Here is an 18519-nt window from a genome sequence, read left to right as displayed (position 1 = left end):
CCTGTCGTACCCGGCGAGTATGACCGTCAGTGAATGGTCCGGCGTGGCAATCGGGGTTCATCGGACACGACAGGAGAATAGCGACATGGCCACACGACAACGAACACCACACCAGGTCGGTACGGCGCTCCGGGGAGAGCCGCGATGACCGGCGTACGGGTGCTGGTCGGCACCCGCAAGGGCGCGTTCGTGCTCACCTCGGACGGTCGACGCGCCGACTGGACGGTCGACGGGCCGCACTTCGGCGGCTGGGAGATCTTCCACCTCACCGGTTCCCCGGCCGACCCGGACCGGGTCTACGCCTCGCAGTCCGGCGGCTGGTTCGGGCAGTTGATCCAGCGCTCCGACGACGGCGGCCGGACCTGGGCCACCGTCGGCAACGACTTCGCCTACACCGGCGAGGTCGGCGAGCACCTCTGGTACGACGGCACGCCGCGCCCGTGGGAGTTCAAGCGGATCTGGCACCTGGAGCCGTCCCGCGACGACCCGGACACGGTCTACGCCGGTGCCGAGGACGCCGCCCTCTACGTCTCCGGCGACGGCGGCCAGAAGTGGACCGAGCTGACCGCGTTGCGGACCCATCGGACCGGCCCGTCGTGGCAGCCCGGCGCGGGTGGCCTGTGCCTGCACACGATCATCCTGGACCCGGTGCACCCGGGCCGGATCTACACCGCCATCTCGGCGGCGGGCGCGTTCCGCAGCGACGACTCGGGCGCGAGCTGGCTGCCGATCAACAAGGGACTGCGGTCGGGGGAGATCCCCGACACCGACGCCGAGGTGGGCCACTGCGTGCACCACATCACCCAGCACCCGTCGCGGCCGGACACGCTGTTCATGCAGAAGCACTGGGACGTGATGCGCAGCGACGACGCCGGCGCTAACTGGCGTGAGATCAGCGGCGACCTGCCGTCGGACTTCGGGTTCCCGATCGCGGTGCACGCCCACGAGCCGGAGACGATCTACGTCGTACCGATCAAGAGCGACTCCGAGCACTACCCGCCGGAGGGGCGGTTGCGGGTCTACCGCAGCCGCACCGGTGGCGACGAGTGGGAGCCGCTGACCGACGGGCTGCCGCAGTCCCACTGCTACGTCAACGTCCTGCGCGACGCGATGGCGGTCGACACGCTCGACGAGTGCGGCATCTACGTCGGCACCACCGGCGGGCAGGTCTACCACTCGGCGAACGGCGGTGACACCTGGGCGCCGATCGTCCGGGACCTGCCCCCGGTGCTCTCCGTGGAAGTCCAGGTGTTGCCGTGATTCGGGTCGTCCTCCCGGCCCACCTGAAGACCCTCGCCCGGGTCACCGGCGAGGTACGCCTGGAGGTGGTCGGTCCGGACGGCGGGCCGGCCACCCAGCGGCTGGTGCTGGACGCGTTGGAGGCGCGCTACCCGATGCTGCTCGGCACCATCCGGGACCGGCACAGCGGCAAGCGTCGCGCCTTCGTCCGCTTCTACGCCTGCGAGGAGGACCTCTCCCACTCCCCACCCGACGCACCACTGCCCGAGGCGGTGCTCACCGGCGCGGAGCCGTACATCGTCCTGGGCGCGATGGCCGGGGGATAGCCGCCCTCCGCGATGGCCGGGGGATAGCCGGGCTCACAGCCCACGGGCGAACAGCGCCAGCCGTACCCGGTTGGGGCTGCCGGTCTTGGTCATCAGGCTGGTGATGTGGGTCTTCACCGTGGTCACACCGATGTGCAGGCGCTCGCCGATCTCCGCGTTGGACAGGCCCTCCGCGACCAGGTCCAGCACGTCCTGCTCCCGGGTGGTCAGGCCGTCGACTGGTGCCGGTGTCTCGGCGCGGGCGTGCACCGCCCGGGTCACCAGACGTCGCAGCACGTCCTGGCTGAACGGGCTGTCGCCGACGGCGGCCCGCCGGACGCCGTCCAGCAGTTCGGTGGGCGGTGCGTCCTTGAGCAGGAAACCGCAGGCACCGGCGGTGAGCGCCGGATAGAGGTGGTCGTCGTCGCCGAACGTGGTCAGCACCAGCACCCGGGTGGCGGGCCGGTCGGCCAGGATGCGGCTGGTCGCGGTGATCCCGTCGACGCCCGGCATGCGCAGGTCCATCACCACCACGTCGGGCACCAGCCGCGCGGCCATCGTGATCGCCTCGCGGCCGTTGTCGGCCTCACCGACCACCTCGATGTCGGGCTGCGCGTCGCAGAGCATGCGCAACCCGGCGCGGATCAGATGTTGGTCGTCCACCAGCAGCACACGGATCATGACGCCTCCCTCGCCTGTGGCACGTTACGGTCCGGCGTGGCGGGCAGGATCGTACGGACCCGCCAGCCGCCGCCGGTCGGCCCGGCCTCCAGGTGGCCACCGAGGACCTCGACCCGTTCCCGCATCCCGGTGATGCCGTGGCCGCCGCCCGCCGGCACCGCCGTCGGGACCGCGCCGCGCCCGTTGTCCGTCACCTCCAGGTGCACCGCGCCGTCGACCACGCTGACGCTCAACCGGGCCAGCGCGGCGGCACCGGCGTGTTTGGCGACGTTGGTCAGCGACTCCTGGGTCAGGCGCAGCACCGCCAGACCCCGTACCGCGTCGAGTGACGCGACCGCCGGGTCGACCTCCGCCTCCACCGTCACCCCGGCCTGGCGGGCCCGGTCCACCGCCGCGCCGATGGCGGCCGGCACCGCCGACGGTTCGATCGCGGTGAGTGCCGCGTCACCGCGTACGCCGTCCGGGTCGCGCAGCACCGCGACCAGTCGGCGCAGGTCGGCCAGGGCGGCGCTGCCGGTGCCGTGCACGTCGTCGAACACCTCGTTCACCCGTGGATCCAGGTCGGTCAGCACGTGCCGGGCCACCCCGACCCGCAGCACCATCGACGCCACGTGGTGCGCGACGACGTCGTGCAGTTCCCGCGCGATGGCGCTGCGCTCGTCGGCCCGGGCGGCGCGGCTCTCCGACTCGCGCCGAAGCTGCTCCTCCTCGGCGCGTTGCTGCGCCTGCCGGCCCAGCTCCTGCGTGGTCCGGATGACCAGGCCCAGCAGCACCGGCACGCCGACGTCCACCAACAGCCCGGACGCCGCGGCGAGAAGCCACTCGACCGGTTCGCCCCGTACGCCGGTCAGGTCGACCAGGGCCAGCAGGCCGGCGCCCCACCAGACCGTGCGGGTCCGGCGCGCCCGCACGGTCAGCTCCAGCAACGCCCACCCGGCGCCCACCTGGTTGATCATCACGTCGTCGATGACGTGGATCGCGACCGCCAGCAACGCCACCTGCACCAGCAGGTTGCCCACCAGCCGGCGGAACAGCAGCAACCCGGCGGTGAACGCGGCCATCGCGAGGACCAACTGGGTGGTGGTGGGCGTACCGGCGTGCAGCTCACCGAAGGACAGATAGAAGACGCCCGCGATGATGACCAGGGCCATCCGCACGCGGGCGTCCCGCGCGTCGAACAAGCGTCCCAGCCATCCCACGGTGACCAAGCCTAGGCCCTGCTGTCCGACGGCGAGATCGGCCGTGTCCAGCGGGTACGCACCGCCAGATAGACGGCCAGCCCGATCGGCCCGAGCAGGATCGTCGATACCAGCACCGGCGCCATCACCAGTGCGGGCATCCGCCGCTCGCGGCTGTCCAGCCACGCCCACCTCCCGACGAAAAGGTCGAACGCGATCATGTGCGCCCAGGCCGCCGCCGCACCGTCGTCGGTGCCCAGCAGGTCGCGGATGCCGTTCAGGGTCGGCGAGGCCACCGCCGGCAGCACGTCGCCCAGCGCGGGGAGCACCAGCACCGCATAGATCGCCAGGGTCGGTGCCACGATCAGTGGCGAGGAGATGATCCGGGCGGTCAGGGGCCAGCGCGGCAGCAGGATCATCAGCACCCAGAAGGGTGCGGCCAGCGCGAACGTCAGCGTGAACAGGGCGCCGGTCACACCGTCACCTCGACCCGCTCGGTGTCGGCCTGCTCCGGGCCGTCGACGGGCGTGGCCACCGGTTCGGGTCGACGTCGCCGCACGAGCACCGCACCGGTGGCGACCACGGTCGCGGCCAGCAGCGCCGCGGCGGCGCCCAGGGTCAGCGCGTCCGGGCCCAGCAGCGGCTGTCCGCGCAGCGCCTGCCAGGTCAGCAGCAGAGTCCCTGCGCCGTACGCCGCGCCGGCGACCACCAGCAGCCGCACCTGGTCACGCTGATCCAGCCGCTCGTTGCGGAACCGGCCCAGCAGCAGCGCCAGGACCGGCAGCACCTGCAACGCGTGCATGCCCACGAAGTGCGGGATCCGCAGGTCCCCACCGGTGGTGCTCCAGCCCAGGATCGGCAGCCCGGGGCCGCCGTCCGGCACGCCGACACTGTGCGCCCCGGCGATCCCGGCGACGGCCGACTCCGCGCCGTTCATCGTCATCGGGACCGCGGTCAGCATGCCGAGCAGCGTCAGACCCAGACCCAGCCCCACCGCGTACCGGCCGACCCGGTCGGGAATCGGTCGCCGCAGCACCGCCACGCCGATGACCAGGTGCGCGACCATCAGCACGTTGATCGCTATCCCCATCGCCTGCCAGAGGGCGGCGTTCAGCGGGCTGCTCACGTTGAAGTGGCTGGTGGTGCCCCGCAGCACCTGCCCGACGATGATCACCATCTCCACCACCCCCATGGCGACGATGACGGTGCCGGCCCATTCCGCGACCCGGCTGCGCCGGGGCAGCAGGGTGAGCATCCAGGCCAGGGTGGCGCCATACAGCATCAACGAGACGGAGAACTTGAGCGGCTTGAGCCAGATCGGCGCGCCGGTCAGTACCCGGGGATCGGCGAAGACGCCGACGGCGCAGACGACGGCGAGGACCGCCATCGCCGAGACGAAGACCAGCAGGGGACGGTGCCATGGTGCCCGCAGGGGCAGCGCGGAAGTCATGTCCTGATGCTGTTCGGGCGGCGACCCGGAAGCGCCCGACCAGCGGCCCCACCTGCGGCCGTCGGTCCGAGGGGCGTCTCCTACCCAGGTCGGAGGTGGCTCCCGTACCTCGGGCCTCGGACCGGGGGAGTGCCCCTGGCGCGGACGCGATCCGCGTACGCTGCCGGCATGGTCACCCGACCGGACGCCGCACCCCGGTTTCCGGCCGCTCGGGCGACGGGCCGTGGCCCTGCCTGGTACCGGGGAGACTGTCACCTGCACTCGACGCTCTCCCAGGGCGCGGATTTGAGCGTGCCGCAGCTCGCGACGGCGGCCCGCGCGCTCGGGCTGGACTTCGTCGCCACCACCGAACACGACACGGTCCGTGGCCACGCGCAGTGGGCCCCACCCCACTCCGGCGACGACCTGCTGGTGATCCTCGGGCAGGAGGTCACCACCCGCACCGGCCACTGGCTGGCCCTCGGTCTCCCACCGGAGCAACACGTCGACTCCGGCTACGGCATCCGCGACGACACCGTCGAGCGCCACCTGCACCGGGTACGTGACGCGGGTGGACTGTGCGTGCTGGCCCACCCGTACGCGCCGTACCCCTCGGGGACGTCTGCCTACCCGTACCGTTGGTTCGACGCGGTGGAGGTGTGGAACGGCCGCTGGGCCTCGGACCTGCCGTGGAACGCCGACAACGAGGCCGCCCTGGCCGAGTGGGGACGCACCCTGGCCCACGATGTCCACCGGGGACGCTGGCGCCCGGCGGTCGGCAACAGCGACACCCACCTTGCCGGCCAGCTCGGCACCCCGCACACCGTCGTGTTCGCGCAGGATCTGAGCACCGAGGCGATCCTCGCCGGCCTCCGCCAGGGCCGGAGCTGGATCGCCGAGTCGACCGGCGTCCACCTCAAGGTCGAGGCGTCGACCGCCGACCGCGTCGCCGCCGTCGGCCAACGCCTACCCACCGGCGGCGAGCAGGTCACGGTACGCGTCGAGGTGTCCGGCGTGCCGTCCGGTGTCGTCACCCTGCACACCGAACGCGGCACCGTGCACCGCGAGGCGCTGTCTCCCGCCGGAACGGGTACGACCCGGTGGCACACCACGGCGGACGAGGCCGGCTACGTCCGCGTCGAGGTCCGCCACCCCACCCACCAGATGGCCGCCCTCACCAACCCCATCATCCTGACCTGAGGCGCTTCCTCAGCCACAGCAGTCAGGACGGGGCGTGGAGCGGACGGATCTGATCGATGGTGAGGGTCACCATGCCTGTCGTCCGTCCGTCCGAGTCGGCGAACTCCACCTCGTACGCAATCGGGACGTGATCGAAGACGTGCACGATCGTGCCGACCGCCCCGGGGGCCAGATTCTCGTCCGGGATGGCCTCTCGCAACTCGACCACGTCATACAGGTTCAACGGTCAGCCTTCTTTCGGCGGGAACGAGATGGTCACCATGCGAGGCGTGGAGGCACCGCTCTCAAGTATCCATGCGGTGCGGACGATGATCGTTCCTTTCGGACCGGTCAGCGGCAGGTCGACGCTCCACCGCTCGCCGAACTGATCTGACTTCCCCCGTAGCGGGCTGCCGGCGTGGACACCGTCTCTGACCTGCTGAAGGATCGACTCCGAGTCGTCGGGGCCCAGCCCGGTGGCGGAGTTGATGACCCGGTACTTGTTCTTGCCGACGGGATGGTCCGGATTCATGGCGTACGCCGTGATCTTCTTCGGGTCGATGTCCGGACTCGTGAAATCGGGCTGGCGGGCGTCAGTTGGCGTGCGGGTCGGCCTGGGATCGTCAGGCGTGTGAGGCGCTGGAGGCTCTCGCCGAAGCCGGTTCAGGGCGCGTTTGAGGTGGTCGATGAGGTCGGCGAGGCGGCGGATGTGGGGGATGATCGCCCGGAGGCTGTTCAGCAGACCGCGCAGCAGTTTGGCGATGCGGGCCGCCCAGGACGCGACAAGCGTGGTGACCTGCTCCACTACCAGTGGGGTGGCCAGTCCGGCGGTGGCGAGGAGTTCGGCGGCGTACACGGTGAGGCGGGAGACGCAGGTGGCGATGGCGTCGCGGACCAGGAGCCGGACGGCGGCGACCAGTCCTGCGGTGCCCTCGGTGATGGCGGCCATCGTCTCGGCGCCCTGGGCCAAATCGGTGACGGCCTGGTGCTGCTCGGCGGCCCAGGTCCGGTAGGCGTTCCCGGCGCTGCCGTCCCAGCCGGTCACCTGGGTGCGGACGGCGTCGGTGAGGCCGGTTGCCTCGGCGCGCAGCGAGGCGGCGACGTTGCGCCAGGTCTGGGCGTGTGCGGTGATCTGCGCGGGGTCGCCCGCCAGCCAGTCCAGCGCCTCGCTGAGTGGCTTGACGTGCTCGATGAGCCAGGCGACACCGTACTGGAGGAGGGCGCCGACCGGGTCGGAGACGAAGGCGAGGGCGTCCAGGCCGGCGCTGACCACGCCGAGGCTGCCGTCGATCCAGCTTCCCTCGCGTACGCCCCGGGCGATGAGCTCGATGTCCTCGCAGATCCAGACCCCGGCCCAGGCGCTGGGCGCGACCTGCGCCGGGGCGGCGACGAGCGGATTACCCGGCACGCCGGTCCCGCACCCGGTCGAGCCGGTGTCGGGCGCGCGTGTCGGCGGCCCGGTATCGGTCGGCGCCGGTGCGCAGGCGGGTGGCGGTGTCGCGGACCGAGGTGGTGGCGGTGCCGATCCCGTCGACCAGGACGCGGTGCAGGCCGTCGAGCAACGTCGGCATGAACGCGCAGAGCTGCCCGTACGCGCCGGTGTCGAGCCGGACCTGCTGGCCGGCCCGGCGGGCGGTGTCGAGGGTGTCGGCGTGCCGGTCGAGGCGCTCCGCGTGGGTGGTCAGGTCGTCCGGGTCGACCCGGACCGCGTCATCGGTCGGCATCCGGCTGGCTTCGCTCGTGGCCCAGCCGTCGCCGGTAGGAGTCGACGACGGCCTGTCCCGTCGGGTCGTCCGCACCGACTGTCTCGCGGGTCGTCGTGGTGACGCGGCGCAGCAGGTCCGCGTGTGCGGCGCGGGTGGTGGCCACGATCAGGCGCGCGGTGTGGGCGGCGGGGTGCTGGCGTACGCGGTCGTCAAGCCGCAGGTCGACGAGCAGCCCGGCCGAGTCGACGGTGACGGTGACGGTGCGGTCCGGGCTGTGTGCGGTGCCGGTGAGCGCCGCGACCCGGGCCGCCAGCGACTGGGCCCGCCGCGCCCGGTCGGCGACGGCGGACTCCCACTCGTCGAGGCGGCGCTGCGTCGCGTCCAAGGCCGCCTCGTCCGCCCACACGCGACCCTCCCCAAGGGACACCACCGCAGAACGCCGCCACGTTACCAACCGGTGGCGCTGCGTGCTGTCCCGCGTGGCTACCGGGCGGCGACGACCCGTTCGGCGAGGAACGCCTCCCAGGTCCGGGTGCCGACGGTGGCGCCGCGCAGCGTCAGGTTCGCCCCGTCGCGGTAGGCGCGTCCCGCCTTTCCGGGCAGGCGGACCGGCAGGGTGAGCCGCCGCTTCCCGCTGGCCCGCAGATAGCCACGGATCAGTTCACCCGTGGTGTGCACCTGGGGGCCGACGATGTCGGGCACCAGACCCGCCGGGGTGCCCAGGGTCAGTTCGGCGAGCCGGTCGGCGACCTCGCGGCCGTCCACCGACTGCAACCGCAGACCGGGCAGCGGCACCACCGGCAGGGCGGTCAGCTTCTGCGCCATGGTGAGCACCAGGTCGTGGAGCTGCGCGGCCCGCAGGATGGTCCAGGGCAGGCCGGAGCCGCTGATCGCCTCCTCGGCGTGCAGCTTGGTTCGCAGCCAGGCGAGCGGGACGCGGTCCGCGCCGACAACCGAGACGAAGACCAGATGCCGTACGTCCGCCTGCCGTGCGGCGTCGACCAGGGTGCGGGCCAGCGTGTCGTCGCCCTGCTGGCCGCCGGCCAGGTGCAGCACCGTGTCGACACCGCGTACCGCCCTCTCCACGCCCTCGCCGGTCAGCAGGTCGGCCCGGACGTGCGCGATTCCGGGGACGCTGCGGCCACCTCGCCGGCTCAGCACGCGTACCGGGCGGCCGGTGTCGCGCAGCAGCGGGGTGACCAGGCGGCCCAGGGTGCCGGTACCGCCGGTGACCAGGATCGGTGGGTTCATCGTCTCTCCCTGCGTCGCGACCGCCCGTCGTGCGGTCGGCTACCGTTCGTGGCTTCACCGGGGTCGACTCCGCACGGACGCCGGATGTGACCGGCCGACGTCACATCGCCGGGCGCGGCGGGGTCGAGTGGGTGGACCCGGAGGAGGGCGAACGATGATCGAGTCCGACTGGCTGGCCGCGCGGTTCGAGGAGCACCGGCCGCACCTGCGGGCGGTGGCCTACCGGATGCTGGGCTCCCTGGGGGAGGCCGACGACGCCGTGCAGGAGACGTGGCTGCGCCTGGCCCGTACGGACGCCGCCGCGCTGGACAACCTGCCCGCCTGGCTGACCACGGTGGTGGCGCGGGTCTGTCTGAACGCCCTGCGGACCCGTCGGCGTCGCGGCGAGGAGCCGCTCGACGCCAGGGTGCCCGATCCGCTGGTCAGCCCGGAGGGCACCGACGATCCGGAGCACGCCGTGGTGCTGGCCGACTCGGTCGGGCTGGCGCTGCTGGTGGTGCTCGACACGCTCGGCCCGGCGGAGCGGCTGGCGTTCGTCCTGCACGACATGTTCGCGGTGCCGTTCGACGAGATCGCCCCGATGATCGACCGGACGCCGGCGGCCGCGCGTCAACTGGCCAGTCGGGCCCGCCGCCGGGTGCGGGGGCAGTCGCCGCTGCCGGACGCCGACCTCGCCCGTCAGCGCGAGGTGGTCGACGCGTTCCTGACCGCCGCCCGGGACGGCGACTTCGACGCCCTGGTCGCCGTGCTGCACCCGGAGGTGGTGCTGCGGTCGGACGGCGGTGCCGGTCGCGCCCGGTTCACCACCGTGATCAGGGGCGCCACCAGCGTCGCCGCCGAGGCCACCTCGTTCGGCAGGTTCTCGCCGTTCGCCCGGCCGGCGCTGGTCAACGGCGTCGCCGGGGTGGTGGTGACCGCCGCAGGTCGGCCGTTGTCGGTGATGGCCTTCACCGTCGTGGGTGGACGCATCGCCGAGATCGACGTGATCGCCGATCCGGAGCGCCTGGACGTGCTGGATCTCGCCGCGTTCACCGACTGACGCGGGCGGTCAGGCGAAGCCCGCCAGCCGGAACGCGACGTACCCGGCCAGCGCCAGCGGCACGGCCGTGCCCAGCGCGACCAGTCGCTGCCGGGCGGTGCGGCCGACCAGGACCACGACCAGGACGCCGAGCACCGCGTTGATCAGGGCGTTCCAGAGCGGTTCGATCCCGTAGCTCGGGTGGTTGATCCGTTGCGCCTGCAGCAGCGCCTCGGCGAACAGCACGGCGGCGGGCAGCGCCGTGCCGGTCACCCGCCGCCACCCCGACCCGCGTGCCCAGACGCCGCCGACGCCGAAGATCACTCCGGCGAGTACCCCGAACGCCATCCAGGTCAGCGAGGTGGTCGCCCACAGCACCGCCCAGTCGTCGCCCTGGATGAGGGCCGCCGCGACGTAGTAGCTGGGCACCGCGACGACGAGCGCGACGGCGGCACCGACGGCCGCGCGGACGAGGCCGGAGCGGACCCAGAACCCGAAGGCGAACGCGGCCACCGCCCACACCGCGCTGGAGTTGCCCAGGTTGGCGAAGGGGTACGGCACGTACTTGATCCACACGAAGTCGAGGAAGCCGAGCAGGAAACCGCCGAGCACGGCGACGAGTGCCACGCGTCGGTGGTCGGGGGCGGGTCGCATGGCGCTGAAGCATACTCGGTATGCAGTGGGCGGCCTCTGGCTGGGGAAGCCGTATCGGCGGTGGTCAGCGCGGTGCGGCGTACGCCAGTGGTGCGCTCACGTCGTCCCAGGTGCCGATCAACGCGACCCCGGTCGCCGCCGCGCCCGAGCTCGGACGGCGGACCACGGTCAGCTCGACGCCGTCCGTGACGATCACGGTCAGGTCGCCGTCCGCCACCGCACGCACCGCACCGACCGGGGGCGCCTCGGCTGCCGGGGCGTCGCTGGCGATCTCCATGTTCGGTGGGCGTACCTGCCGCTCGCCGTCCTCCTCGAAGTACTCCTCGGCCTGACCGGCGTCGGCGAGCACCGCGTCGGCGAGTGCGGCGGCGTACACCGGGTCGCCGCAGGCGTCGTAGATCCACCGCCGGCCGAGCGCCGAATGCTCCATCGTCCCGACCAGCCACTCCTCCGCACCGGCCAGCGGCTCGCCACGATAGGTGAGCGGCACCTGGTGCACCGGGCCGGTTCCGGCGCGTACCAGCAGGGTCTCCATCCCGACCTCGCCGGCCGGGTCGTCGAACCGGTACGCGCCGACGCGGACCACCTCGGCGTCGGCGTCTCCGCGATACCAGACGCGGCTGGGCAGCCACGTCGCCAACAGTTCCAGTTTGGTGGGGCGCAGTTCCGCCCGGTGCAGCAACGCCATGCCCGCATCGTACGGACGCCCACTCCGCTGATCGTGGCGGTGTGACTGCCCGCCACGCCGATGCGCGAACAGCCACACCGCCACGATCAGGAGCCCCACTCACCGTTGGTGGCGCCGATCAGGAGTGGCGGTAGGGTGTCGAATCGACCTCCGAGTATCCGTAGGGGAAGATCATGCGCAGAACGGTTCACGGGTCGGCCACGAACTGTGGAATGGGGACGTGAACCAGCCGTTGCGCCCCGGTGATCCGGTCCGGCTCGGCGGGTACGACCTGCTCGGACGGCTCGGTGAGGGCGGGATGGGTGAGGTGTTCCTGGCCCGGAGTGGGCAGGGCCGGCAGGTGGCGATCAAGATGATCCGCCCGGACCTCTCCGACGAACGCGAGTTCCGGGCTCGGTTCCGCAGTGAGGTGAACCAGGCTCGCCAGGTGCCGCCGTTCTGCACCGCCGAGGTGTTGGACGCCGATCCGGATCACGATCCGCCGTACCTGGTGGTGGAGTACGTCGACGGGCCGAGCCTCGCCCAGGTGATCCGGGCGCAGGGGCCACTCGGCGCGGGCGCGCTGCACAGCATGGCCGTCGGGGTGGCGACGGCGCTGGCCGCGATCCACGGCGCAGGGGTGATCCACCGGGATCTCAAGCCGGCCAACGTCCTGGTCGCGTTGGGCGGCATCAAGGTCATCGACTTCGGCCTCGCCCGTGCCTTCGAGGCGACCAGTCAGCACACCCGAACGAACCAGATGGTGGGCACCATCGCGTACATGGCGCCGGAGCGGTTCGAGACCGGGCGGGACCGTACGGTCGGTCCGGCCGCGGACGTCTTCGCCTGGGGCGCGGTGGTCGCCTACGCCGCCACCGGGCGTACCCCGTTCGCCGGGGACTCACCGGCCGCCACCGCGATGCGGATCCTCAGCCAGCCGCCGGACCTCACCGGCCTCGGTCAGCCGTTGCGCGGGTTGGTGGAGCGGGCGCTGGCGAAGGATCCGGCCGAGCGTCCTACGGCCCGGACGCTGCTCGACGAACTGTTGACGACGGCGCCGTCGTCGAGCGACGCCCGTGGCATGTTGGCCGCTGCGGCGTCGGCATCCACCGGCCCCGCCGTCGTCTCCTCGGCGTCCGCGGTGGACGGCAACGAAGCCCTCGGTCGCGGGAGCGACGCCCCAGTGTCACTGGAGCCGGTGTCCGGCGATCGGGTGGGTAAACGGCGGAGCCGGCTGTTGCTGGTCGCCACGGTGGTCGCGGCGGCGCTGCTGGTGCCGGCCGTTCTGGTCGGCCCGCGTCTGGTGCGCGGCGTCCTCGGTGGCGCCGAGCCGACCCCCGGTCCGTCCGCCTCCAGCAGTCTGGACTCGGTGTCCGCCGGATCGGGTGGGCCGACGACCGCACCGTCTCCCGCCGACGCCACCCTCGGCATTCTCAACGGCCAGCGTCGGGCCCTGCTGCATGTCGTGGAGATCGACCGTGACCTGTCGGTCGACGGCGACGGCAGGGTCCACGTCGGTGACGGCACCGGTCCGGACGCCGTCTTCGTCCTTCAGCCGTTCGGCGTCGACTACATGATCAAATCATTGAACCCCGATATCGCGCACAAGCCCTGCCTCGGGGTGAAACGCCAGCCCAGCACGTCCTCCTTGTTGGTGGGTGCCGATTGTGTGGCGACCCAGGCGACGCTGTTCAGCGTCAGGCCCATCGAAGGTGGCAAGGACGACCGGGGCCGCCCCACCCATGTGCTGTACAACGAGGAGCACGGCTTCGTGCAGTGGAGCCGGAGCCGAAAGGTGATCTACGTGGAGTTCCTCGGCGACGCCGAGGTCGACACCACGTTCAGCCTGGTCGACCGCGGGGCGGTCTGACCCGGTCGACCGCCCCGCCGGCATGTCCAGACCGGCGGGGCGCGGTCGGCAGGGCGTGCCGGACCCGGGCGGAACAGGTCGACCACGCCGACCTGGCCGGTCCCGATCCGGTCAGGCCGGCTCGGGCGCGGGGGCGAGTGTCGGCCCGGATTCGGGGGCGAGTGTCGGCTCGGGGGTGACTCCCTGCTCCCAGATCGAGGACATCTCCTCGAACGCATGCTCCATGATCTGCACCATCGCCTCGCGCGCGGTCTCGCCGTCGTGGCGCTGGATCGACTGGGCGACGTCCGCGTGCAGTTGCAGTGCCTGCTCGTGGGGGTAGTGCGGCATCAGGTGGTAGTGGTGGCGTCCGATCAGGACCTCGGCGACCAGGTCCTGGAGCTTGACGAACATCTCGTTGCCGGAGGCGCGCAGCACCCGCTGGTGGAACTCGATGTCGAGGTCGAGGAAGCGCTTCTCGTCGCCGGCCTTGCCGGCGGCCCACAGCTTGGCGGCGAGGCCGACCAGGTCGCTGGCCTCGTCGTGGTCGATCCGGTGGGCGGCGAGCCAGGCGGCGTGCGGCTCCACCGCGGTCCGCAGCTCGGTGATCGACCGGATCTGGGCGATGCGGCCGACGGAGGCGAGTCGCCAGCGGATCACCTGGGGATCGAAGACGTTCCAGTGGTGGGCCGGGCGGATCATGACACCGACCCGGCGGCGGGTCTCGATGAAGCCCATCGACGCCAGCACCCGGAGGACCTCCCGGATCACCGAGCGGGACACGGCGTAGCGGTCCACCAGGTCGTCGATGTTGAGCACCGCTCCGGAGGTCAGCTCACCGCCGCAGATGGCCGTACCGAGGTGGTCGAGGACACGGCCGTGCAGACCGTTCTCGGTCCGGGTGGTTTGGGCGGGTGTCACCCCGGGTGAGGGAACCTTCACGGCTCGGATCATATCAGTTAGGTCTCCCCCTTGTATAAGTCTGCTTTATCGGCCTAACATCCGGACGTTAAGCGGATGTAACAGCCCGAGGTCGCGCCCGTCCCCCCGAGGCGTCGGCCAGGACAGAAGGAGAGACGGACGTGGGACGTCGATCAATAGTTGGGACATCTCTGGCGGTCGTGGCCGCCATGACCCTCTCCGCCTGTGGCGGTGGTGGTGAGGACAGCGGCGCGTCGGACACCGTGCGCGTGACGCTGGTCAACCACGTCTGGACCGAGAACATCCGGAAGGCGCTGCCCGAGTTCGAGCAGCAGACCGGTCTCAAGGTCGAGGTCACCCAGCTCGGCGAGGACCAGCTGTCGGACCAGTACAACGTGAAGCTCAACGCCGGCTCGGACGACATCGACGTGATGATGTACCGGCCGCTGCAGGAAGGCCGGCTGTTCGCCAAGAACGGGTATCTGGCCGACCTGACCGACAAGGCCAAGGACAGCGCGGACTTCGACTTCGCCGACTTCCAGGACGCCCCGGTGAGCGCCACCACCTACGAGGAGAAGGTGGTGGGCATCCCGATCATCACCGAGCAGCAGGTGCTCTACTACCGCAAGGACCTGCTGGAGAAGTCCGGCTTCAGCGCCCCGCCGCAGACGCTCGACGAGCTTAAGGCGCAGGCGACCAAGATCCAGGCGGACAACCCGGGCGTGGCCGGCTTCGTGGCCCGGACCGGTAAGGCCGCCGCCGTCACCCAGTTCTCCAGCTTCCTCTACAGCTTCGGCGGCGACTTCGTCGACGAGGCCGGCAACTCCGCCGTCAACAGCGAGGCCGCCAAGCAGGCGTACGCCTTCTACGGCGGGCTGCTGCGCGAGCAGGGTCCGGCCAACATCAGCACCGACATGAGCTGGTCCGAGGCGATGGCCATCTTCACCCAGGGCCAGGCCGCCTTCTACCCGGAGGCCAACTCGCTCTACGCGAACGCCACCGACCCGAGCAAGTCGCGGGTCTCCGAGAACGTCGGGTTCGCGCCGTTCCCGGCCGGTCCGGCCGGCTCCAAGCCGTACAACATCCCCTCGTGGGGCCTGGCGATCAACGAGGCCTCGGGCAACCAGACCAACGCCTGGAAGTTCATCGAGTGGGCGGCCGGCAAGGAGCAGTCGCTGGAGCAGCAGAAGGCCGGCACCCCCGGCGCCCGCGCCTCCGTCTTCGAGAACCCGGAGGGCACCTCGACCTACCCGGAGGACATGGCGCAGGCGATCACCGTGAGCCTCGCCAACGGCGTGGGTCACGACCGGCCCGTGGTCGAGCGCGTGGCGCAGGCCCGGGAGATCGTCGGTCAGCCGATCGTTGACGCCATCACCGGTCGGGACGCCGCCGCCTCGGCGGACACCGCCCACGAGGCGTTCCAGAAGTTCCTGGACGACGAGGCCCGCTAGGTCCGAGCGCGGGGGTGGTGGGGCCGATCGCCCCGCCACCCCCGCCCGGCCTTCCCATCACGGAGATCTGATGTCAGCAGTCAGCGCCCCCGAGCGGGCGACCAGTAGCGCCTCTGTCATGCCCGACACGCCCGGTTGGGCGCGTTGGGCCAACGACCATCGCAAGTGGCTCTTCGCGGCCCCGGCCATGGCCTTCGTCGCCGCGCTGATCATCTTCCCGCTCGCCTGGACGGCGTACCTCAGCCTCACAGACTCCTCGGGGTCGGTCCGCGCCGAGTCGGAGTTCATCGGTTTCCGGAACTACGTCGACGTCCTCACCGACACCGACCGGTTCTGGCCCGCCGTCGCGCGTACCGGTGCCTTCACCGGCGTCGCCTTGCTCGTCGAGGTCGTGCTCGGCATGGCGATCGCCCTGCTGCTGTGGCGGCCGTTCCGGGGCGAGAAGTGGGTCCGCGTCGCCATCCTGCTGCCGCTGGTGGCCACCCCGGTCGCGGTCGGCATGATGTGGCGGCTCATCTTCGACCCGAACATCGGTCTGGCCAACCAGGCGCTCGGCTGGGTCGGCATCGGCCCGCAGCCGTGGCTCGCCGGTCAGCACACCGCGTTGCCCACCACGATCTTCATCGACATCTGGCAGTGGACGCCGATGGTCGTGCTGATCCTGCTCGCCGGGCTCACCTCGCTCTCCGACGAGCCGCAGGAAGCCGCGATGATCGACGGCGCCAGCGCCTGGCAGCGCTTCCGGCACGTCACCCTGCCGCTGCTGATGCCCACCGTGATCGTCGCGGTGCTGCTGCGCGGTATCGACGCGCTGAAGACCTTCGACATCCTGTACGCCACCAAGGGGCGCGGCGGTGGTTCGTTCAACGAGGTCGAGACGCTCAACGTGTACGCGTACGGCCTGAGCTTCGACTACAACGAGTACGGCCTGTCGTCGACCGTGTTGATCCTGTTCTTCCTGCTCATCATCGCCCTGATGTGGGTCCTCACCGCGCGCAAGAAGAAGGAGGAGGGCCGATGAAACCGGGTAAGGGTTTCAAGATCTTCCGGGTGGTCGCGCTGATCGTCGTGGTGCTGTCGCTGGTGGCGCCGCTGATCTGGATGGTCGCCGCGTCGTTCAAGACCAACGTCGACATCTACGACTCCAGCAAGGCACTGGTCTTCACGCCCACGCTGGACAACTACAACACGGTCCTGCAGCAGGCCAACTACGTCCAGTTCATCGTCAACAGCCTCTGGGTGGCGTTCGCGGCGACGACGCTGTCGTTGCTGCTGGGCGTGCCGGCGGCGTACTCGATGAGCCGCTTCAACATGAAGAAGTCGGCACTGGTCGTGTTGATGGCCCGGATCATCCCCGGCGTCTCGCTGCTGGTGCCGTGGTACTACGTCTTCTCGAACCTGCGCATGGTCGGCGGGTTCAGCGTGCTGATCCTGAGCCACATGTTCGTCTCGCTGCCGCTCATCGTTTACATCATGATGGGCTACTTCGACGGCCTGCCGGAGGAGTTGGAGGAGGCGGCGCTGGTCGACGGGCTGACCCCGATCGGCGCGTTCCGGCGGATCACCCTGCCGCTGTCCGTCCCGGGCATCGCCACCGCCGGCATCCTGTCCTTCATCTTCTCCTGGAACAACTTCATGTTCGCGCTGGTGCTCTCCGGTGCGAGCACGAAGACCCTGCCGGTGGCGATCTTCGACTTCGTCGGATACGCCAGCATCGACTGGGGCGGCCTGATGGCGGCGACCACGGTGGTCACCCTGCCGATCATGCTGATCGCCCTGTTCGTGCAGAAGTACGTGGTCTCCGGTCTCACCGCCGGTGCGACGAAGGGCTGACCCGATCATGACCACCATTGCCCGCGTCGAGACCTTCCTCGTCGCACCCCGCTGGCTGTTCGTCCGGGTGGAGACCACCGACGGCATCGTCGGCTGGGGCGAGGCCACCTGCGAGGGCCGCTCGGAGACCGTCCGCACCGCCGTCGAGCAGCTCTCCGAGCTGCTCGTCGGGCAGGACGCGCTGCGCATCGAGGACCACTGGCAGGTGATGACCAAGGGCTCCTTCTATCGCGGCGGGGCGATCCTGGCCAGCGCTGTCGCCGGCCTGGACCAGGCGCTGTGGGACATCGCCGGCAAGCGGTACGGTGCGCCCGTGCACCAGTTGCTCGGTGGGCCCGTCCGGGACCGGATCCGGGTCTACGGCTGGGTCGGCGGTGACGAGCCGAACGAGGTCCGGGACCACATCGCGGCGCGGGTCGAGTCCGGCCTGACCGCGGTCAAGATGAACGCGTCCGGGCGGATGAGCCCGCTCGCCTCCGTCGCCGAACTCGACGCGGTGGTGCAGCGGGTCGCCGCCGCCCGGGAGGTGCTCGGCGACGAGCGGGATGTGGCCGTGGACTTCCACGGCCGGTTCACCCTGGCCAACGCCCGCCGGGTCGCGCCGCTGCTGGAGCCGTTCCGGCCGCTGTTCCTGGAGGAGCCGGTGGTGCCGGAGAACTCCCACCTGATCGGCGAGTTCGTCCGCTCCACCAGCACGCCGGTCTCCACCGGGGAGCGGCTGTACAACCGGCAGGAGTTCCTGCCGGTGCTCCAGGCCGGCATCGCGGTCGCCCAGCCGGACCTCGCGCACGCCGGTGGCATCACCGAGGTACGCAAGATCGCCGCGCTGGCCGAGACGTTCGACGTGCAGCTCGCCCCGCACTGCCCGCTCGGGCCGATCGCGCTGGCCGCCTGCCTCCAGGTCGGCTTCGCCACGCCGAACTATCTCATCCAGGAGCAGAGCATCGGCATCCACTACAACCTCGGGGCCGAGGTGCTGGACTACTGCGTCGACCAGCAGCCGCTGACCTTCGTCGACGGGTACGTGCAGCGGCTCACCGCACCGGGGCTGGGCATCGAGATCGACGAGCAGGCGGTGCGGGCGGCCGACAAGCGCGGCCACGCCTGGCGCAGCCCGATGTTCCGGCACCCCGACGGCTCGTACGCGGAGTGGTGACC

At 71.1% G+C, this 18519-nt stretch carries 21 protein-coding genes; 9 read left to right on the top strand and 12 right to left on the bottom strand.

Annotated features, from left to right (window positions below):
- The first annotated feature begins 144 nt into the window (after window positions 1-144).
- Window positions 145-1260 (top strand): WD40/YVTN/BNR-like repeat-containing protein, encoded by a 1116-nt coding sequence (locus ABT008_RS07555; protein WP_350694507.1) that lies wholly within the window; start codon window positions 145-147, stop codon window positions 1258-1260.
- Window positions 1257-1565, top strand: coding sequence for a MoaD/ThiS family protein (locus ABT008_RS07550; RefSeq protein WP_350694506.1), 309 nt, complete (start codon window positions 1257-1259; stop codon window positions 1563-1565). Before ABT008_RS07555 ends, ABT008_RS07550 begins: the two co-directional genes overlap by 4 nt.
- A 33-nt stretch (window positions 1566-1598) precedes the next feature.
- On the opposite strand, the gene ABT008_RS07545 is transcribed toward ABT008_RS07550, so the two are convergent.
- The 4 genes from ABT008_RS07545 to ABT008_RS07530 are packed head-to-tail and all read right to left on the bottom strand — an operon-like array spanning window position 1599 to window position 4853.
- A complete protein-coding gene (locus ABT008_RS07545; protein ID WP_350694505.1) occupies window positions 1599-2225 on the bottom strand; it encodes a response regulator transcription factor in 627 nt (208 codons plus the stop codon).
- Window positions 2222-3424 (bottom strand): sensor histidine kinase, encoded by a 1203-nt coding sequence (locus tag ABT008_RS07540; RefSeq protein ID WP_350694503.1) that lies wholly within the window; start codon window positions 3422-3424, stop codon window positions 2222-2224. The genes ABT008_RS07545 and ABT008_RS07540 overlap by 4 nt, the downstream gene beginning before the upstream one ends.
- An 11-nt stretch (window positions 3425-3435) precedes the next feature.
- Complete coding sequence (locus ABT008_RS07535; RefSeq protein WP_350694501.1) at window positions 3436-3879, bottom strand: ABA4-like family protein; 444 nt, start codon at window positions 3877-3879, stop codon at window positions 3436-3438.
- A complete protein-coding gene (locus ABT008_RS07530; RefSeq protein ID WP_350694500.1) occupies window positions 3876-4853 on the bottom strand; it encodes a hypothetical protein in 978 nt (325 codons plus the stop codon). Before ABT008_RS07530 ends, ABT008_RS07535 begins: the two co-directional genes overlap by 4 nt.
- Before the next feature lie 168 nt (window positions 4854-5021).
- Between ABT008_RS07530 and ABT008_RS07525 the strand changes: the two genes are divergently transcribed.
- The gene (locus ABT008_RS07525; protein ID WP_350694499.1) at window positions 5022-6032 is read left to right on the top strand and encodes a CehA/McbA family metallohydrolase; all 1011 of its coding nucleotides are present in this window, start codon (window positions 5022-5024) and stop codon (window positions 6030-6032) included.
- Window positions 6033-6054: 22 nt separating this feature from the next.
- Here ABT008_RS07525 and ABT008_RS07520 read toward each other — a convergent pair whose 3' ends face one another.
- The 5 genes from ABT008_RS07520 to ABT008_RS07500 form a co-directional block, all read right to left on the bottom strand.
- Complete coding sequence (locus tag ABT008_RS07520; protein WP_350694498.1) at window positions 6055-6240, bottom strand: DUF4926 domain-containing protein; 186 nt, start codon at window positions 6238-6240, stop codon at window positions 6055-6057.
- An 18-nt stretch (window positions 6241-6258) separates the two neighbouring features.
- Window positions 6259-7419, bottom strand: a complete 1161-nt coding sequence (locus ABT008_RS07515; RefSeq protein ID WP_350694496.1) for a WXG100 family type VII secretion target — start codon at window positions 7417-7419, stop codon at window positions 6259-6261.
- A complete protein-coding gene (locus tag ABT008_RS07510) occupies window positions 7409-7735 on the bottom strand; it encodes a type VII secretion target (protein ID WP_350694494.1) in 327 nt (108 codons plus the stop codon). The genes ABT008_RS07515 and ABT008_RS07510 overlap by 11 nt, the downstream gene beginning before the upstream one ends.
- Window positions 7722-8123, bottom strand: coding sequence for a YbaB/EbfC family nucleoid-associated protein (locus ABT008_RS07505; protein ID WP_350694492.1), 402 nt, complete (start codon window positions 8121-8123; stop codon window positions 7722-7724). The genes ABT008_RS07510 and ABT008_RS07505 overlap by 14 nt, the downstream gene beginning before the upstream one ends.
- A gap of 77 nt (window positions 8124-8200) precedes the next feature.
- Window positions 8201-8968 (bottom strand): SDR family oxidoreductase, encoded by a 768-nt coding sequence (locus tag ABT008_RS07500; RefSeq protein ID WP_350694491.1) that lies wholly within the window; start codon window positions 8966-8968, stop codon window positions 8201-8203.
- Window positions 8969-9122: 154 nt separating this feature from the next.
- On the opposite strand from ABT008_RS07500, the gene sigJ reads away from it, so the two are divergent.
- Entirely contained in the window at window positions 9123-10007 is an 885-nt protein-coding gene (gene sigJ / locus ABT008_RS07495; protein ID WP_350694490.1) for an RNA polymerase sigma factor SigJ, read from the top strand.
- Window positions 10008-10016: 9 nt separating this feature from the next.
- On the opposite strand, the gene ABT008_RS07490 is transcribed toward sigJ, so the two are convergent.
- Window positions 10017-10640, bottom strand: a complete 624-nt coding sequence (locus ABT008_RS07490) for a DUF6518 family protein (protein ID WP_350694488.1) — start codon at window positions 10638-10640, stop codon at window positions 10017-10019.
- Between the two features lie 64 nt (window positions 10641-10704).
- The gene (locus ABT008_RS07485) at window positions 10705-11328 is read right to left on the bottom strand and encodes a CG0192-related protein (RefSeq protein WP_350694487.1); all 624 of its coding nucleotides are present in this window, start codon (window positions 11326-11328) and stop codon (window positions 10705-10707) included.
- A gap of 220 nt (window positions 11329-11548) precedes the next feature.
- On the opposite strand from ABT008_RS07485, the gene ABT008_RS07480 reads away from it, so the two are divergent.
- A complete protein-coding gene (locus tag ABT008_RS07480; protein WP_350694486.1) occupies window positions 11549-13177 on the top strand; it encodes a serine/threonine-protein kinase in 1629 nt (542 codons plus the stop codon).
- A gap of 111 nt (window positions 13178-13288) precedes the next feature.
- On the opposite strand, the gene ABT008_RS07475 is transcribed toward ABT008_RS07480, so the two are convergent.
- Window positions 13289-14098, bottom strand: a complete 810-nt coding sequence (locus ABT008_RS07475; protein ID WP_350694485.1) for a FadR/GntR family transcriptional regulator — start codon at window positions 14096-14098, stop codon at window positions 13289-13291.
- Between the two features lie 188 nt (window positions 14099-14286).
- Here ABT008_RS07475 and ABT008_RS07470 point away from each other — a divergent pair, with 188 nt between their 5' ends.
- The 4 genes from ABT008_RS07470 (at window position 14287) to dgoD (ending at window position 18517) form a co-directional block, all read left to right on the top strand.
- The gene (locus ABT008_RS07470) at window positions 14287-15528 is read left to right on the top strand and encodes an ABC transporter substrate-binding protein (protein ID WP_350694484.1); all 1242 of its coding nucleotides are present in this window, start codon (window positions 14287-14289) and stop codon (window positions 15526-15528) included.
- A 70-nt stretch (window positions 15529-15598) separates the two neighbouring features.
- Window positions 15599-16549 carry a carbohydrate ABC transporter permease gene (locus ABT008_RS07465; protein ID WP_350694482.1) on the top strand — a complete coding sequence of 317 codons (951 nt, stop codon included), beginning with the start codon at window positions 15599-15601 and terminating at the stop codon, window positions 16547-16549.
- The gene (locus ABT008_RS07460; RefSeq protein WP_350694480.1) at window positions 16546-17361 is read left to right on the top strand and encodes a carbohydrate ABC transporter permease; all 816 of its coding nucleotides are present in this window, start codon (window positions 16546-16548) and stop codon (window positions 17359-17361) included. Before ABT008_RS07465 ends, ABT008_RS07460 begins: the two co-directional genes overlap by 4 nt.
- A gap of 7 nt (window positions 17362-17368) precedes the next feature.
- Window positions 17369-18517 carry a galactonate dehydratase gene (gene dgoD / locus ABT008_RS07455; protein ID WP_350694479.1) on the top strand — a complete coding sequence of 383 codons (1149 nt, stop codon included), beginning with the start codon at window positions 17369-17371 and terminating at the stop codon, window positions 18515-18517.
- Window positions 18518-18519: the final 2 nt, after the last annotated feature.

Source organism: Micromonospora sp. NPDC002389, from assembly GCF_040296095.1.
Taxonomy (GTDB): Bacteria; Actinomycetota; Actinomycetes; order Mycobacteriales; family Micromonosporaceae; genus Micromonospora.
This window is presented reverse-complemented; position numbering and strand designations above follow the sequence as displayed.

Bases quoted from the DNA above. Each gene is read 5' to 3' on its own strand.
- ABT008_RS07555 (WP_350694507.1), top strand. From the start codon at position 145: ATGACCGGCGTACGGGTGCTGGTCGGCACCCGCAAGGGCGCGTTCGTG.
- ABT008_RS07545 (WP_350694505.1), bottom strand. From the start codon at position 2,225: ATGATCCGTGTGCTGCTGGTGGACGACCAACATCTGATCCGCGCCGGG.
- ABT008_RS07530 (WP_350694500.1), bottom strand. From the start codon at position 4,853: ATGACTTCCGCGCTGCCCCTGCGGGCACCATGGCACCGTCCCCTGCTG.
- ABT008_RS07525 (WP_350694499.1), top strand. From the start codon at position 5,022: ATGGTCACCCGACCGGACGCCGCACCCCGGTTTCCGGCCGCTCGGGCG.
- ABT008_RS07510 (WP_350694494.1), bottom strand. From the start codon at position 7,735: ATGCCGACCGATGACGCGGTCCGGGTCGACCCGGACGACCTGACCACC.
- ABT008_RS07500 (WP_350694491.1), bottom strand. From the start codon at position 8,968: ATGAACCCACCGATCCTGGTCACCGGCGGTACCGGCACCCTGGGCCGC.
- sigJ (WP_350694490.1), top strand. From the start codon at position 9,123: ATGATCGAGTCCGACTGGCTGGCCGCGCGGTTCGAGGAGCACCGGCCG.
- ABT008_RS07490 (WP_350694488.1), bottom strand. From the start codon at position 10,640: ATGCGACCCGCCCCCGACCACCGACGCGTGGCACTCGTCGCCGTGCTC.
- ABT008_RS07485 (WP_350694487.1), bottom strand. From the start codon at position 11,328: ATGGCGTTGCTGCACCGGGCGGAACTGCGCCCCACCAAACTGGAACTG.
- ABT008_RS07470 (WP_350694484.1), top strand. From the start codon at position 14,287: ATGACCCTCTCCGCCTGTGGCGGTGGTGGTGAGGACAGCGGCGCGTCG.
- ABT008_RS07465 (WP_350694482.1), top strand. From the start codon at position 15,599: ATGTCAGCAGTCAGCGCCCCCGAGCGGGCGACCAGTAGCGCCTCTGTC.
- ABT008_RS07460 (WP_350694480.1), top strand. From the start codon at position 16,546: ATGAAACCGGGTAAGGGTTTCAAGATCTTCCGGGTGGTCGCGCTGATC.
- dgoD (WP_350694479.1), top strand. From the start codon at position 17,369: ATGACCACCATTGCCCGCGTCGAGACCTTCCTCGTCGCACCCCGCTGG.